Annotated in this window: 15 protein-coding genes; 11 read left to right on the plus strand and 4 right to left on the minus strand. The window is 34.2% G+C overall.

The features are described 5' to 3' along the window. Nucleotides 1-21: 21 nt before the first annotated feature. From C8D70_RS09490 to C8D70_RS09535, 10 genes are all read left to right on the plus strand, one after another. Nucleotides 22-1,203 (plus strand): O-antigen ligase family protein, encoded by a 1,182-nt coding sequence (locus tag C8D70_RS09490; RefSeq protein WP_110367151.1) that lies wholly within the window; start codon nucleotides 22-24, stop codon nucleotides 1,201-1,203. A gap of 41 nt (nucleotides 1,204-1,244) precedes the next feature. Further along, entirely contained in the window at nucleotides 1,245-1,850 is a 606-nt protein-coding gene (locus C8D70_RS09495; protein WP_110367152.1) for a sugar transferase, read from the plus strand. A gap of 2 nt (nucleotides 1,851-1,852) precedes the next feature. Beyond that, nucleotides 1,853-2,494, plus strand: a complete 642-nt coding sequence (locus C8D70_RS09500; protein WP_076596590.1) for an acetyltransferase — start codon at nucleotides 1,853-1,855, stop codon at nucleotides 2,492-2,494. Nucleotide 2,495: 1 nt separating this feature from the next. Further along, nucleotides 2,496-3,632, plus strand: coding sequence for an aminotransferase class I/II-fold pyridoxal phosphate-dependent enzyme (locus C8D70_RS09505; protein WP_076596589.1), 1,137 nt, complete (start codon nucleotides 2,496-2,498; stop codon nucleotides 3,630-3,632). Nucleotides 3,633-3,647: 15 nt separating this feature from the next. After that, on the plus strand, nucleotides 3,648-4,217 hold the full coding sequence (locus C8D70_RS09510) for a sugar transferase (protein ID WP_110367153.1): 570 nt from the start codon (nucleotides 3,648-3,650) through the stop codon (nucleotides 4,215-4,217). A 14-nt stretch (nucleotides 4,218-4,231) separates the two neighbouring features. Beyond that, the gene (gene rfbC / locus C8D70_RS09515) at nucleotides 4,232-4,777 is read left to right on the plus strand and encodes a dTDP-4-dehydrorhamnose 3,5-epimerase (RefSeq protein WP_110367154.1); all 546 of its coding nucleotides are present in this window, start codon (nucleotides 4,232-4,234) and stop codon (nucleotides 4,775-4,777) included. Nucleotides 4,778-4,872: 95 nt separating this feature from the next. Further along, nucleotides 4,873-6,174: a 30S ribosomal protein S12 methylthiotransferase RimO gene (gene rimO, locus C8D70_RS09520; RefSeq protein WP_076596586.1), complete on the plus strand. Its 1,302-nt coding sequence runs from the start codon at nucleotides 4,873-4,875 to the stop codon at nucleotides 6,172-6,174. A 398-nt stretch (nucleotides 6,175-6,572) separates the two neighbouring features. Continuing rightward, complete coding sequence (locus tag C8D70_RS09525; protein ID WP_136523173.1) at nucleotides 6,573-7,202, plus strand: hypothetical protein; 630 nt, start codon at nucleotides 6,573-6,575, stop codon at nucleotides 7,200-7,202. A 151-nt stretch (nucleotides 7,203-7,353) separates the two neighbouring features. After that, nucleotides 7,354-7,989 carry a hypothetical protein gene (locus C8D70_RS09530; protein WP_181416114.1) on the plus strand — a complete coding sequence of 212 codons (636 nt, stop codon included), beginning with the start codon at nucleotides 7,354-7,356 and terminating at the stop codon, nucleotides 7,987-7,989. 527 nt (nucleotides 7,990-8,516) lie between these two features. Then, nucleotides 8,517-8,894 carry a septal ring lytic transglycosylase RlpA family protein gene (locus tag C8D70_RS09535; RefSeq protein ID WP_076596583.1) on the plus strand — a complete coding sequence of 126 codons (378 nt, stop codon included), beginning with the start codon at nucleotides 8,517-8,519 and terminating at the stop codon, nucleotides 8,892-8,894. A 70-nt stretch (nucleotides 8,895-8,964) separates the two neighbouring features. Here the strand turns inward: C8D70_RS09535 and C8D70_RS09540 are convergent, their stop codons facing one another. The 4 genes from C8D70_RS09540 to C8D70_RS09555 all read right to left on the minus strand — a co-directional run bounded on the left by C8D70_RS09540 (nucleotide 8,965) and on the right by C8D70_RS09555 (nucleotide 13,576). Beyond that, nucleotides 8,965-9,729 carry an exodeoxyribonuclease III gene (locus tag C8D70_RS09540; protein ID WP_110367156.1) on the minus strand — a complete coding sequence of 255 codons (765 nt, stop codon included), beginning with the start codon at nucleotides 9,727-9,729 and terminating at the stop codon, nucleotides 8,965-8,967. A gap of 87 nt (nucleotides 9,730-9,816) precedes the next feature. Beyond that, complete coding sequence (locus C8D70_RS09545) at nucleotides 9,817-10,194, minus strand: MliC family protein (RefSeq protein ID WP_110367157.1); 378 nt, start codon at nucleotides 10,192-10,194, stop codon at nucleotides 9,817-9,819. Nucleotides 10,195-10,315: 121 nt separating this feature from the next. Continuing rightward, nucleotides 10,316-11,860 (minus strand): bifunctional response regulator/alkaline phosphatase family protein, encoded by a 1,545-nt coding sequence (locus C8D70_RS09550; RefSeq protein WP_110367158.1) that lies wholly within the window; start codon nucleotides 11,858-11,860, stop codon nucleotides 10,316-10,318. Nucleotides 11,861-11,992: 132 nt separating this feature from the next. Continuing rightward, nucleotides 11,993-13,576, minus strand: a complete 1,584-nt coding sequence (locus tag C8D70_RS09555; protein WP_181416115.1) for a S41 family peptidase — start codon at nucleotides 13,574-13,576, stop codon at nucleotides 11,993-11,995. A 293-nt stretch (nucleotides 13,577-13,869) separates the two neighbouring features. Between C8D70_RS09555 and C8D70_RS09560 the strand changes: the two genes are divergently transcribed. Further along, complete coding sequence (locus C8D70_RS09560) at nucleotides 13,870-15,096, plus strand: HD domain-containing protein (protein ID WP_076596578.1); 1,227 nt, start codon at nucleotides 13,870-13,872, stop codon at nucleotides 15,094-15,096. Nucleotides 15,097-15,113 lie beyond the last annotated feature (17 nt).

Below are 15,113 nucleotides of genomic sequence, written 5' to 3' on the forward strand. Positions count from 1 at the left end.
AAATAAAAAACAGACTTTATTTTGAAAATTGCTATTGATAAAAATTTTATTTATAAACTATTCCTTTTATCTGTTATGGTAGGAAATACCATTGCTATTTCTTTCGCAAAGCCTTTGGAAATGAATCCAAGGAGCTTTTCTATACCGTATCGGATTTTTATTATTGTATTGTCTGTATTCATAATTTATAGAGAAAGGAGAAATATTAGTTTTAAAAATATTTCATTGATAAGCCTTGTTGGATTTTGGATTTTTTACATCATCAAGCTTATATATTCGTTTAATAATTATTCTTTTAAACAGGATGTAATAATATTGGAGAATGAGGATATCTTCAGAATCTTATTTATGAATCTCCTTCCTGGTGCAGCATTATTATGTATTAATTATAATAAAGTAGATTTCAAAAGTATTACAAAGTACTGTCTCTTTATTTTATGTGGTCTTCTTGTTGTCAATTATATTTATGGATATATCAATTTAGATCATATTTTTAGTACATACTACATTATGTATGGTCATATAGGAGCCTCATTGTTTATTATTTCTTTATTTCTGCTTTTATTTTGCAAAAAAGATTATAAATCATATTTTTTATTCTTTTGTCTTTTTTTAGGGCTTTTTAATGTAATACAATCTATGGCGAGGAGTCCTTTAATTGCCATTGCTGTAAGCTCTTTTTATATGGTTCTTTTAAAAGGAAACAAGAAATATCTGTTATACGCCATTACATTACTTTTATTATTTGTAGGACTTATTTTTCTCCATGAACAATATGGAGACAGCTTAATAACAAGTCTCAACAGAATGTATAATTGGCTTGCCAAGGGAGATACCTCAAGCAGAGAACCATTATATAGAGGAGCACTTGAAATTTTTAATTCAAATCCTTTTGTAGGAGGAAGAATTTTATTTGAAGATGGAGTTCATCCGCATAACATCTTTTTAGAACTTTTAATGGCTACCGGTATTCTAGGGTTAATTATTTATTTTATAAAATTTTTGTCAGTATTCCAAAATGCTTCTATTTTCTTTAACATAAACAAAAGTAATATATACTATAAAGTTATTTTTGCTTTATTTTTGCAATATTTTACGCTCGTACAGACATCTTGTAATCTTTTTAATATACCGGAATTTTTGTACTTTAGTTCAATAATTATTGGTATTAGTTATACAGCAAAAACAAAAAGAATTGAGTAAAAGCCACCAAGTATTATGACGAACAGATCTAACTTTTAAGAATGTATAAAAATTATTTAAAGAGGTTTTTCGACTTTGTATTCTCTCTGATGGGAATTACCTTATTACTTCCGATTTTTCTTGTTGTGATGGTAGGATTGTTCCTATCCAATGATGGGAAACCTTTTTTCTTCCAGTTAAGACCAGGGAAAAACGGAAAAATATTTAAAATTATAAAGTTTAAAACAATGAATGATAAAAAGGATTCCAACGGAAACCTTTTATCAGATGCAGAAAGATTAACACCTATAGGCTCATTCGTTCGCAAAACATCTTTGGATGAAATTCCACAGTTAATCAATGTTTTGAAAGGAGATATGTCACTGATTGGTCCCAGACCTCTTCTTGTACAATATCTGCCGCTTTATAATGAGCGTCAGGCACGAAGGCATGAAGTAAGACCTGGAATTACAGGATGGGCGCAGGTAAATGGAAGAAATGCAATATCATGGAATCAAAAATTTGATTATGATCTATGGTATGTAGAAAATATATCATTTATTGTTGATCTTAGGATCTTTTTCCTTACAATAAAAAAAGTATTTATTAGAGAAGGCATTTCACAAGAAGGACAAGCAACTATGGAACCGTTTAAAGGAAATATTTAAAAATGAAAAAAATAGCAATTATTGGAGCAGGAGGATTTGGACGTGAGGTGAAAATGCTGATCGATCATATCAATCAAAAAGAAAAGCAATACGAAATTTATGGTTTTTATGATGACAAACACTATGATCATGATATTAATGGAGTTCCCTACTTAGGAAAGGTTGAAAAAATAAATGAAGTGAAGGAGTTCTTATGTATTGCAGTAGCAATTGGAGATCCTAAGACCAAGAAAAAAATTATACAAAGGATAAATAATCCGAATATTGAATTTCCAACGTTAATTCATCCATCAGTAATTATTGGGCAGGATGATATCCAAATTGGAAAAGGAAATATTATTTGTGCAGGTGTTATTATTACGATAAATATCGTGATTGAAAATTTTGTAATTCTTAATCTTTCCTGTACGGTAGGACATGATACAATAATAAAAAATTATAGCTCGTTCATGCCGACAGTTAATATCTCTGGAGAAGTTGTAATAAATGAAGCCGTATATGTAGGGACTGGAGCAAAAATTATAAATCTTCTTGAGATTGGTGAAAATACTATTGTCGGAGCAGGAGCAGTAGTGTATAAAAATCTTCCTGCCAACTGTACCGCAGTAGGAATTCCAGCTAAACCTATAAAATTTCACGATTAATATGAATACTAAAATCTGGTTGTCCTCACCACATATGGGTGGGAATGAACAAAAATATATCAACGAAGCTTTTGAAGAAAACTGGGTAGCCCCATTGGGACCAAATGTCAACGGATTTGAAAACGATCTGGAACAGTTTTTAGGTGGAAATGCAAAAGTGGCTGCACTTTCTGCAGGTACCGCAGCATTACACCTTGCTCTTATCGAATGCGGAATTGTACATGGGGATGAGGTAATCTGCCAATCCATGACTTTTTCTGCTTCAGCCAATCCAATTGCATATTGTGGAGCAATACCTGTTTTTGTGGATAGTGAGCCTGTTACATGGAATATGTGTCCGAAAGCATTAAGAGAAGCTATTGAAGACAGAATTCAGAAAGGAACAAAACCTAAAGCAATCATTGTAGTTCACCTTTACGGTATGCCGGCAAAAATGGACGAAATTACAGCCATTGCTCAGGAGTTTCAGATTCCTGTGATAGAAGATGCTGCAGAAGCTCTTGGCTCAACTTATAAAGGACAGGCATGTGGAACATTCGGACGTTTTGGTATTTTAAGTTTTAACGGAAATAAAATTATTACCACTTCAGGAGGCGGAGCTTTGGTTTGTCATACTCAGGAAGATAAAGATAAAACCGTTTTCCTTTCCACTCAGGCAAGAGACAACGCACCACACTATCAGCATTCACAAATTGGGTTCAACTACAGAATGAGCAATATTGTAGCAGGAATAGGAAGAGGACAGATGGAAGTGCTTAAAGACAGAGTTTCTGCCCGCAGAGCAATGCATAATTTCTATAAGGATCTTTTCAGTAATATTGAAGGGGTAACAGTATTTTCAGAACCCGGAGAAGATTTTTATTCCAATCATTGGCTATCTGCAGTGATCATTGATCCGGAAATTACAGGAAAAGACAGAGAAGGTTTAAGATTCGCATTTTTAGAAGATAATATAGAATCAAGACCGCTTTGGAAACCCATGCATTTACAACCGGTTTTTGAAACTTCCCCTTATTATGGCGGGAATGTTTCTGAAAAACTTTTTGACAACGGATTATGTCTTCCTTCAGGTTCTAATCTTTCAGACGGCGACAGAGAAAGAATAGCAAAGGTTGTTCATGCTTACTTTGGAATTTAATATCATTTGAATTTAATGAATCAGTATAAATATTGGAAACAAGTTTTTGATTTTGTCTTCGCGGCAATATTGATCCTTTTTCTTATGCCTGTACTGATTATTTTATTTGTAATTGCAAGTTTGGACACCTCTTCCAATGGAATTTTTTTTCAGACCCGGATAGGGCAGTATGGAAAACCCTTTACCATTTTTAAAATTAAAACAATTCATGAGCAGAAGAGAACATGTTCAAAAGTAGGGCAGACTCTCAGAAAATTTAAGCTTGATGAATTTCCGCAACTGTTTAATATTTTAAAAGGGGATATGAGTTTTGTAGGTCCCAGACCTGATATCGAAGGCTATTACGATACACTTGTCGGAGAAGACAGGAAAGTTCTGGAACTCAAACCAGGGCTTACCTGCGAAGCAAGCATTAAGTACAGAGACGAAGAATACCTTCTGAACAACCAGGAAGATCCTTTAGCTTATAATGATAAAGTATTGTTTCCGAACAAAGTAAAAATGAATCTGGACTATTTTGAAAATATGTCTTTCAAAAACGATACAAAGATCTTGTTTAAAACATTAATAACCACATTGAAATAGAGTTTTTGACTATTATGAAAATTAAAGAAACCCCGCTTAAAGACTGCTACATCATAGAGCCTACTATATTTGAAGATGAAAGAGGCTACTTCTTTGAAAAATTCAACGAAAAAAAATTCGAAGAACTTACCGGAATGAACGGACACTTTGTGCAGGATAATATTTCCAAATCTTCCTATGGAGTATTGAGAGGACTGCATCTTCAGAAAGGAGAACATGCTCAGGCAAAACTGGTTTCCTGCCTTGAAGGAAGCGTTTGGGATGTGGCTGTAGACCTTAGAGAAGATTCTCCCACATTCGGAAAGTGGTTCGGACTAGAACTTACTGCTGAAAATAAATTACAGCTTTATGTACCGAGAGGGTTCGGACACGGTTTTTCTGTACTGAGTACCCACGCTGTATTTTCTTATAAATGTGACAATTTTTATAACAAAGAATCAGAAGGAAGTGTGAAATTCAATGATCCGGATCTTAATATCGACTGGAAGATGGAGGAAAAAGATGCCGTACTTTCGGAAAAAGACCAGAATGCCCCTGGATTTAAAGAAAAAAACTTTTAAAATATATCCCTGAAAACCACTTTTATAAAGTGGTTTTCATTTTTTAATCTTAACTCTCCAATATTTTGTATCTTTGCAGACTCAAAATCAAAACGATGCGTACAAAATCTGTAGGGAAGAAGAAAATCAATGTGGTCACTCTTGGATGTTCCAAGAATGTATATGATTCTGAAGTATTAATGAGTCAGCTGAAAGCCAATGGCAAAGAAGTGGTTCACGAAGACCGTGGGGACATCGTGGTCATCAATACCTGCGGATTTATTGATAATGCCAAAGAAGAATCTATCAATACCATCCTTGATTATGTTGATGCCAAAAACAGAGGCGAGGTTGAGAAAGTATTTGTTACAGGATGTTTATCTGAAAGATATAAACCGGATTTGATAAAAGAGATTCCTGATGTAGACCAATATTTCGGAACCAGAGACCTTCCGGTACTTTTAAAGCATCTTGGAGCAGATTATAAACATGAACTGGTAGGAGAAAGATTAACAACAACTCCAAAACATTACGCATATCTTAAAATTTCTGAGGGTTGCGACAGACCATGCTCTTTCTGTGCTATCCCGCTGATGAGAGGAGGCCATATTTCAACTCCAATCGAAAAACTGGTTTTAGAAGCTCAGAAACTGGCAAAAAAGGGAACCAAAGAATTAATTCTTATCGCTCAGGATCTTACTTACTATGGGTTGGATCTTTATAAAAAAAGAGCATTGGGAGACCTCCTAAAAGAGTTGGTAAAAGTAGAAGGAGTAGAATGGATTCGTCTTCATTATGCATTTCCAAGCGGTTTCCCTGAAGATGTTCTTGATATTATCCGCGAAGAGCCTAAGATCTGTAATTATATAGATATTCCTCTTCAGCACATCAATTCAGATTTGCTGAAGTCTATGAAGAGAGGAACTACCCATGAGAAAACAAATGCCCTTTTAGGAAAATTCAGAGAGAAAGTTCCTGATATGGCAATCAGAACAACACTGATTGTCGGGTATCCGGGTGAAACAGAAGAAAGATTTCAGGAGCTTAAAGAATGGGTAAGAGAGCAGAAGTTTGACAGATTAGGCTGCTTTACATATTCTCACGAAGAAAATACCACCGCTTATGTGTTGGAAGATGATATTCCACAGGAAGTAAAAGAGGCAAGAGTAGAAGAAATTATGGAATTGCAGTCTCAGATTTCATGGGAAAAAAATCAGGAAAAAATCGGTAAAGTATTCAGATGTATTTTCGACCGTAAAGAAGGGAATTATTTCATCGGAAGAACAGAGTATGATTCACCGGATGTAGATAATACTGTTTTGGTTTCAGCTGAAAATACTTATATTTCCATTGGTGAATTTGCGGATGTTAAAATTACCTCTGCCGAAGAATTCGATTTATACGGAGATTTGGTTTAGCTAAATGCTTATTAATCAAACGAAAATATCATGTTTAAAATTAAATTATTAATTATAATTAATATAGAATTTTTTCAGTAGCGTATTTTTAAATGGCTGATATTCAATGTTTTGCAATTTTGCTTAATCTAGGTTTTTTAATTTTTCTTTTATAGAGTATATAAATTCAAAAATTATGTCTTAAATTTGCGAAAGAAACGATATTTTTAAATGATGTGTTTTTCAATTAGTTAATATTAAAAGTAGCTAAAACTTAATTGAAATAATTATCAGATTGTTTTAGATTTGATCTGATATTCACAAGTTGAGATACATATTCTTTTTTCGAAAATATTGATGAAAAAAATGTAATTAAAAATCTTTAAAAACTTATGAAAAAAATTTTATTAACAGCAATTATGCTTGTTGGCCTTTCGGCCGTTTCTAAGGCTCAACAGGGGCGAGTGGGGATTAACACAACCACACCTGCCGCAACATTAGACGTAGTAGCCAATACTACAGACAATACAAGACCTGATGCCTTATTAGTCCCTCGTTTATCTAGAGCAGAACTAGAAAATAAGAACGCAGCTTATGCTGATGGTAATGCTACTGCTGCAAGCGCTCAGAATGGAGCTTTAGTTTTTGTAACTGGACTTGGAGGTACTGGTGTAGGTAAAACTGTAAATGTTACAGCTCCTGGATTCTACTATTATGATGGAACAAATGGTAATAATGTCTGGAGAGGAATTGGCGGAGGTGGAACAGTAAACCCATCAGCTAACGTTAGAACTTCTACTACAGGGAATGATTTTACTGCGGCAGATTTAAATGGATATGTATTCCTTACAGGTAATTCTGCAGACCTTACTGCTTTTCCAGCCACTGCGAGTAATAAAGGAAAAACTATAACCCTTGTTAGAATAGGTACTCAAAATATCTCAATTGCTGGAATTAGTCCTACTTCTGTAAACGCTATTCAAGTAGCTGGTAGAGGTATTGCATTTGTATCTGATGGTACCAATTGGCAATCTTTCTCAGCTCAATAATATTATCCTTATTAAACTTTTACACATATAAGTCATGAATAAAAAATTTTTACTAATAGTTGCCTCTGCATTAGCAATATCACAATATTCTAAAGCTCAATTAAGAACTAATGGATTTGCTAGTGGAAATATTCAGGGGCAATCAGCATTTATGGATGCATCGGGTGCTACCAATGGTTTCAGTGATGATGCTAACACTAAAGATGGAAAAGGTTTGGTTTTTCCCAGAACTAATCTAACTAATTTTACATTTGCATCAACAACGGGCGATGAGGATAACTTTCCTACTGCTTATGATGGTATGATTGTTTATAATACAGGAACTGGTAATACTCCAGCTACAGGGTCAGGGATCGGAACTCAAGCTGTTACACCAGGATTTTACTATTTCTCTAATCCAACTGCAGGACCTACTTCTGGTAACTTTTCTGCAACAACAGGAAGATGGGTTCCACTTAGTGCTTCACCAAAAGTAACCATTGGAACGACAGAAACAACAACCAATACCCTTATCAATACTCCAACAGGAGATAAGCAACTTTATGCAATCAAAGGAACTTTTACAGCAAATGGAACTTCTACAGCTGTTAATATTCCTTCTCCTACAGGAATGACTGCAATGTATGGAATCACTATCTATAAAGCAGGTACAAACGTTGTTTACGATAGAAGTTTATATTCTTATACAATTGCTACAACTGCCGGTAATGCAATTACTGGTTCTCCTAGCATGTCTGTAGTATATCCGAATGGAACATATGATTATGTCTTGGAATATTTAAAATAAGAATTTTAATTACATAATAAAAACCAATGAGAGATCATTGGTTTTTTGCTTTTATAGATACAATGTTAACCATTTTTTATTCTTGATACGGAGATTATTAAAATAATGATCAGACTTTAAATTTTAACAGAATATATAGACGTTAAAATTTTGATCCATAAATATTGTTTTATAAGGTTGAACAGGCTGTGTTACCTGTTTTCTTCAAAGGCAGATTTTATGACTTTACATTTATTAGTATAAATTTTTAAACTTGGATCTTAACATTACGCGTTTTGTAAGTCCTTGATTTTGAATTGATTTTGAATTTTAAATTTTTAAATTATGCAATAATTAGTTAATTATGTTAACTTTTAAAGCTTTTTTTTAACGTTTTTTAACAATGTAGTCTGAAAGCCCTATTCATAGTATATGACAAAGGTCGTTAACGTTTATTTAAGGTTTTATTAACTGTCTTTAACATATTGAGTAGTTTTTTATAAAGATTCCTGATACTTTTGTCCCGTCAAAACCAATAAAAGTTCAAAATGATGAAAAGATTCATTCTCGTAATCATAATGATGATTTCAACCCTAGGTGTTTACTCATTTACAAGTAATACCTCAGATGCGAAAAAAACAAGTTATGCATCGTACTACCACGATAGATTTAACGGTAGAAAAACCGCCAGCGGAGAAATCTTTGATAACTCAAAGTTTACTGCAGCAAACAGAACGCTTCCATTTGGAACAAACGTTAAGGTAACTAACCTTAGAAATGGTAAAGAGGTTATAGTGAGAATTAATGACCGAGGCCCTTATGGTGGCCCTTCATCAAGAGCATTAGACATGTCTAAAGCTGCGTTCGATGAGATTGGAGATATCAATCATGGTACTATCCCAGTCGAATATGAAATTGTCGATTAATCTTATGATTTAAATTAAAAAAAAGCCAGCTGATTCAGCTGGCTTTTTGTATGGATGAATGTCCTGTTGATTATACATCCAATTCCAGTAATGCAGGACAATGGTCAGAATGTACAGCTTCCTTTAAAATAACGGCCCTTGTGAGCTTATCTTTTAAACTATAGGAAGTGAAGTTATAATCTAGTCTCCAGCCTTTATTTCTTTCCCTTGAATTTTGTCGGTAGCTCCACCACGTATAATGATCCGGTTCATTATTAAAGAATCTGAAGCTGTCAATCAGTTCACACTCATTGATGAAGTTGGTCATCCACTCTCTTTCCATAGGAAGAAAACCGGAAACATTCTTTAAGCCAACAGGGTTGTGAATATCGATAGCTTCATGGCAGATATTAAAGTCACCTGATATAATGAGGTTAGGAATTTCTTTTTTTAAATTCTTGATATACTCAAGGAAGTCATGGCAAAACTGCATTTTAAAATCCAGCCTCTCAATATTAGATGCAGAAGGAACATAGACTGATATAGCAGAAAATCCGTCAAAATCTGCCCGGATGATTCTTCCTTCATTATCATAGCTTTCGATACCACAACCATACTCTACATGATTAGGTTTTATTTTTGAAGCAATTCCGACCCCGCTGTAGCCTTTTCTTACTGCAGAATGCCAATAACTGTGATACCCTAATTTTTCAAGGCTTTCGATATCTATCTGATCATTTCCGGCCTTGCTTTCCTGAATACAGATGATATCCGGATCGGCAGTTTTAAGCCAGCCCAGGAAATCTTTTGTAAAAGCAGCTCTGATTCCGTTGACATTGTAAGTGATTAATTTCATAAACAAAATAAATTTTTTCAAATGTAGGGAAATAAAAAAGCCGGTTTTGAATTTCAAAGCCGGCTTTTATATGTTGAATGAGTAATCTTAATTTTTAAAAATTGTTTTACCGTCTTTTGTCAGTTCTATTTGCTCGCCTTTTCCTCTCAGCTCATAATGATCATTCTTATACCATATTCCTGATGCAGGCTTTTGTCCCTGTAGTTCAATTGTTTCATTATTGAAAATTACTGTAGCTGTATTTTGGGTGTTATTGAAAGTCATGTCCAATGTTTTTCCACTGCTGTCCTTCGAAGTACTTTTTACAATTTCATCCTGAGTTCCTGGAACAGCTGCTGAATCAGAAGGCTTAGAAGCAATACTGTCTGCAGTAGTGGATGTGGAATCTGCTGCTTTCTTTTCTTTATTACATGAAGTTAAAAATAATGTTGCGAATGCTGCTGTAATAAAAATGTGCTTTTTCATAAGATTATATTTATTTAAGGTTGCCTTCTGAAATGCAAAATGAGTGCCTTAAAAAAGAGGCGGAAAAAATCGAATGATTTTTTCCGCCTTTAACCCAAAATTAAATAAACTATGAAAAAAACTACTTGGGTTCTAATACGCTGATAGGAATGATACATTCTTCCAGTGAAATTCCTCCATGCTGATAAGTTTCTTTATAGTAATTTACAAAATGATTGTAATTTTTAGGATAAGCCAGGAATATATTGTTTTTAGCAAAAATATATTTCGAACTCAGGTTTCCTTTGGGAAGGAAAAGTTTTTCCGGATTGGTAATGGCCCATACATCACTGTCATCGTACGTTAAGCTTTTACCGGTTTTATATCTGATATTGGTAGACGTTTCTCTGTCTCCCACCACTTTACTTGGTTTTTTAACGTATACGGTTCCGTGATCTGTGGTGATAACCAGCTTATAGCCATTTTCTGCAGCCGCTTTAATGATCTTCAATAAAGAAGAATTTTCAAACCAGTTGAAGGTAAGAGAACGGAAAGTCTTATCATCACGGATCAGCTGATCTACTATGTGATTGTCTGTTTTCGCGTGTGACAGGATATCAATAAAGTTGTATACAATGACCAGGAGGTCATTATTTTTATGCTGATTGAAATCATCGTAGATCTTTCTTTCAAAATCAGCATTCAGTACTTTAAGATACTTCATCGATTTTGATGCAAGACCAATTCTTTTCATTTGGTCTTCCAGGAAATCACGTTCAAATTCATTTTTATTTCCTTCTTCATTATCATTGAACCATTTATCCGGAAAACGTTTTTCAATCTCGGATGGCATTAATCCCGCAAAGAAAGAGTTTCTTGCATACTGTGTTGCCGTAGGAAGAATACTATAGTAATAATCTTCCGATATTTTATTGTAATATTTTGTAAATAAAGGTTCAATTACTTTCCACTGGTCATAACGAAGGTTGTCTACCATCAGTAAAAGAACTTTCTCTTTTTCTACTTCAGGTTTCACTTTTTCCTTGAAAAGTGTATGGCTCATCATGGGTTTATCCGAATCTGTAAGCCAGTTTTCATAATTTTTCTCAATGAATTTAGCAAACTGAATATTTGCTTCTTCTTTCTGAGACTGCAGAAGATCTGCAAACTCATTATCTGCTACCTTATCAAATTTGATTTCCCAGCTAAGGATCTTTTTATAATACTCAGCCCATTCCTGATACGTTCTCAGGTAAGAAAGTTCCATCGAAAGGTTTCTGAATTCCTGCTGGTATTGTAAAATTGTTTTTTGTTCAACCAGATTATCCTCCTGAAGGTTTTTCTTTAGGGAAAGTAATATCTGATTAGGGTTTACTGGCTTTAATATATAGTCGGCAATCTGGGAACCGATAGCCTCTTCCATAATATGTTCTTCTTCGCTTTTGGTAACCATGACAATTTTTAAGGCATTATCTTTTTCCTTAATCATAGGAATAGCCTCCAGGCCGGAAATACCCGGCATATTTTCATCAATTAGCGTTAAAGCAAATTTTTCTGAATCCATAAGCTCCAAAGCCTCGTTCACATTATTTACAGGGGTTACCTGGTAACCCTTTTTTTCTAAAAATACGATATGAGGTTTAAGTAAATCTATTTCATCATCAATCCATAATATCTTTTCTGACATAATTTATTTTTTACATGGTTATATTATCAAAATGTTGACCAATTCCTTTTAAAATCTCACAAAATCGAAAGATTAAAAGTTAAATATTAGTTAAATGAAAATACGGTAAAATAATTCACATTTTCTATTCATTTAATCAGTGGTTTTTATATACTCTAAAGCCTTTTCCAGCACTTCATCTTTTCCGTTTTTTATTCCTTCTATACTTGGTTTTATCAGGATATCAGGAATAATTCCGATTCTTTGAGTCTCTCTGCCATCAGGATAATAAGCACCAAGACCTGTAAACCGCGTATTAAGATCAGCAATTTTAAAGACAATAACATCTCCGTTGGCTCCCGAAGTATTACTCCCGATAATTTTCGCCTTAGGATGCTGTTTGAGCATCATTGTTGTAGTTTCTGCCTGGCTTTGCGTATTCTCATCTACTAAAACGATGACATTTCCTTTATAGTATTCAGGATTTTTTCTGCCGGTGACATTTTTTCTGCTGTAGAATTTGCCGGGATAGCTGGTATCAGGAAAAGTAAACTGATAATAAACCGAGGGGTTAGGAAGAAGAAGGTAACTTAATGGAATGATCGTTTGTCTGGGATAATTCCTAAGATCAAAAATAATGGATTTGGCAGATTTTAAGCTGCTGTACATTTCATCAAGATCTTCCTTTTCTATAATTCCCATATTCACGTACCCGATTTTCTTTTCATTATCCATAAACTTCCATTTTTTCAGAACCGGAATTTTTTCATGAATAATATCCTTAGTAAGGTATGTTCTGGTTTTTATTTCCAGGTTTTGACCTTCTCTTTCAATCTTTACGGAAATAGAATCATTGTTGCTGAAGAGAAGCTTGTCTTCTATTTTGCTGACTTTACCCCATGAGTTGGAAGCGGGTACATATTTTCCCAAACTGTTGATCACTTGCGGAATAGTTTTTCCCTCAATATCATAAATGACATCTCCCGGATGCAGAGGACTTTTATGTCTGGATCGAGTGGTATTAATTTTTGTAATCAATAATTTCCCCTCAGCATAGGAATATTCTACCGGGATTTTTCGCTGACCATACAAATTAAGTTGAATTTCTTTTGACGAAATATAGGCGTGTGAGTCATCCGTTTTAGTGACCAGCTCTGCCAATGCCAAATGAAAATTTTCATCATTATCAATCATTAGAAATTTTGGGATCATTTCTGTAAGGACATCATTCCAGTTCTGATCGGTTTCGTATTTATAGGGAAAGAAATATTCTACGTAATTCCAGTATCTGAATAACTCCAGTAAACTATTCCTTTTAGAAGTAAATTTAGAACCATAGGATTTTTCATTCCTGAAATATATTTTTCTTCCACTTTTTCCAATATAGTGATTGTCTTCAAGATTCCTGTTGTTTTCAATATAGCGGAGGTTTTGAGATACATCATCTGAGAAAATTTGCGAATTATCTATCCAGCGCAGATCAAAATTTTTAAGGAAATACACTTTCTGATCTTTAACTGAACATTCTTTGCAGCGCGGGACTTCTCCGAGGCTTTCAATCCATTCGGAATACAAATTATTGAGAGATTCCTTATCGTTAATATTTTCAAGTTCATTGATCTTTTGAAAAAGCTCCTTGTCCCAGTTCAGATTCCCTTTGGCTACATGAGGGTGGTAATATTTTAAAAATCCCCAAACTCTGCACAGAGATTCCAACTTCTGCGTCTCAGTGATCATTTGTGCGGAAAAATTTAAACTTAAGAGTAATAAAAGAAAAAGAGAATGTTTTCTCATTAAAGGTTGTAGCGTTTTCTCTCAAAGATAATCCTTTAATATAACAGACGCAAAAGGTTTTCAAAAAATATTGAATTGAAAAAAAATATCCGGAAGAAAATTTCTACAATTGATATGATGATGTTTTTGATGAGAATATTGGGTAGATCAACGGATTATGCCAATATTTTAATAGTAATTTAATGAAAGGCTAAACTTTAAAATGCCTAACTTTGTTTACTAATACTGACGTTTCAATGCAGAATAAGCTAAAAATCATCAACGATCCCGTTCACGGATTTATAAAAATACCACACGAAATTTTATTTGATATCATTGAGCATCCCTACTTTCAGAGATTAAGAAGAATCGGGCAGACCGGGCTTTTGAACCTGATATTTCCAGGGGCTACCCATACAAGGTTTCACCATGCTCTTGGAGCAATGCATCTGATGTTTACCGCGCTGGAAACATTGAAGCAGAAAGGAGTGAAAATTTCTGAGGAAGAAGAAAAAGGAGCGATGCTGGCCATTCTGATGCATGATATTGGTCATGGTCCGTTTTCACATGCGCTGGAAAGTATGCTGATGGATGACTGGCATCATGAAAACCTTTCTTTATTATTGATGAATAAACTAAATGAAGAATTTGAAGGTCAGCTTTCAATGGCTATTGAAATGTTCCAGGGGAAATATCACAGAAAATTTTTCAATCAACTGATCTCTTCCCAATTGGATGTTGACCGTTTGGATTATCTTAAAAGAGACAGCTTTTTTACAGGAGTGTCTGAAGGAAATATTAATACGCAGAGAATTATTTCTATGATGAATGTCTGTGAAGAAGGCGAACTGGTAATTGATGCAAAAGGGATTTATTCCATTGAAAATTTCCTTACGGCCAGAATGTTTATGTACTGGCAGGTATATTATCATAAAACTTCAGCTTTGGCAGAGTTTCTTTTGGTGAAAATCCTTGAAAGAGCAAAGTATCTGATTTCTCAGGGAGCAAAACTTCCCGCAACGGATAATCTGCAATATTTCTTATACCGTGAAAAGAGTGCTGCAACGGATGAAGATATAGAGCGATTTACAAAACTTGATGACAATGATGTGATCCAGGCAATGAAAGAATGGCAGAATTCGGATGACTTTGTTTTGTCGTATTGGTGTCAATGTGTAATTCAGAGAAATCTGCCTAAAACCATTATTTCATCACATCCATTTGACCAGGAAATAATTAAAGAAAAAATAAAAAAGAGCAATGAACTTTTCGGAATTGATAATGGTAATGAATTGGTTCATGAAATTAAAAGAAGATTACTGCCTTATCATGCAGAGAAACAACCCATCTATTTACTGCATAAAAATGGCAGGAGAACAAGGCTGCATGAGTCGGAAGATCAGCTTTTATCAGGGTTGATTGTAAATAAAACAACCCGCTATATCCTTATGTTTCCAAGAGATATATCCATACTGGACTCTTAAAGAATATTAAAATTTAC

It is taken from the genome of Chryseobacterium sp. CBTAP 102, assembly GCF_003201365.1.
GTDB classification, from domain to species: domain Bacteria; phylum Bacteroidota; class Bacteroidia; order Flavobacteriales; family Weeksellaceae; genus Chryseobacterium; species Chryseobacterium candidae.

Excerpts from the sequence above, each read along its gene's own strand:
- C8D70_RS09495 (WP_110367152.1), top strand. The coding sequence starts at position 1,245 with ATGTATAAAAATTATTTAAAGAGGTTTTTCGACTTTGTATTCTCTCTG.
- C8D70_RS09500 (WP_076596590.1), top strand. The coding sequence starts at position 1,853 with ATGAAAAAAATAGCAATTATTGGAGCAGGAGGATTTGGACGTGAGGTG.
- C8D70_RS09505 (WP_076596589.1), top strand. The coding sequence starts at position 2,496 with ATGAATACTAAAATCTGGTTGTCCTCACCACATATGGGTGGGAATGAA.
- C8D70_RS09510 (WP_110367153.1), top strand. The coding sequence starts at position 3,648 with ATGAATCAGTATAAATATTGGAAACAAGTTTTTGATTTTGTCTTCGCG.
- rfbC (WP_110367154.1), top strand. The coding sequence starts at position 4,232 with ATGAAAATTAAAGAAACCCCGCTTAAAGACTGCTACATCATAGAGCCT.
- rimO (WP_076596586.1), top strand. The coding sequence starts at position 4,873 with ATGCGTACAAAATCTGTAGGGAAGAAGAAAATCAATGTGGTCACTCTT.
- C8D70_RS09525 (WP_136523173.1), top strand. The coding sequence starts at position 6,573 with ATGCTTGTTGGCCTTTCGGCCGTTTCTAAGGCTCAACAGGGGCGAGTG.
- C8D70_RS09530 (WP_181416114.1), top strand. The coding sequence starts at position 7,354 with ATGGATGCATCGGGTGCTACCAATGGTTTCAGTGATGATGCTAACACT.
- C8D70_RS09535 (WP_076596583.1), top strand. The coding sequence starts at position 8,517 with ATGATGAAAAGATTCATTCTCGTAATCATAATGATGATTTCAACCCTA.
- C8D70_RS09540 (WP_110367156.1), bottom strand. The coding sequence starts at position 9,729 with ATGAAATTAATCACTTACAATGTCAACGGAATCAGAGCTGCTTTTACA.
- C8D70_RS09545 (WP_110367157.1), bottom strand. The coding sequence starts at position 10,194 with ATGAAAAAGCACATTTTTATTACAGCAGCATTCGCAACATTATTTTTA.
- C8D70_RS09550 (WP_110367158.1), bottom strand. The coding sequence starts at position 11,860 with ATGTCAGAAAAGATATTATGGATTGATGATGAAATAGATTTACTTAAA.
- C8D70_RS09555 (WP_181416115.1), bottom strand. The coding sequence starts at position 13,576 with ATGATCACTGAGACGCAGAAGTTGGAATCTCTGTGCAGAGTTTGGGGA.
- C8D70_RS09560 (WP_076596578.1), top strand. The coding sequence starts at position 13,870 with ATGCAGAATAAGCTAAAAATCATCAACGATCCCGTTCACGGATTTATA.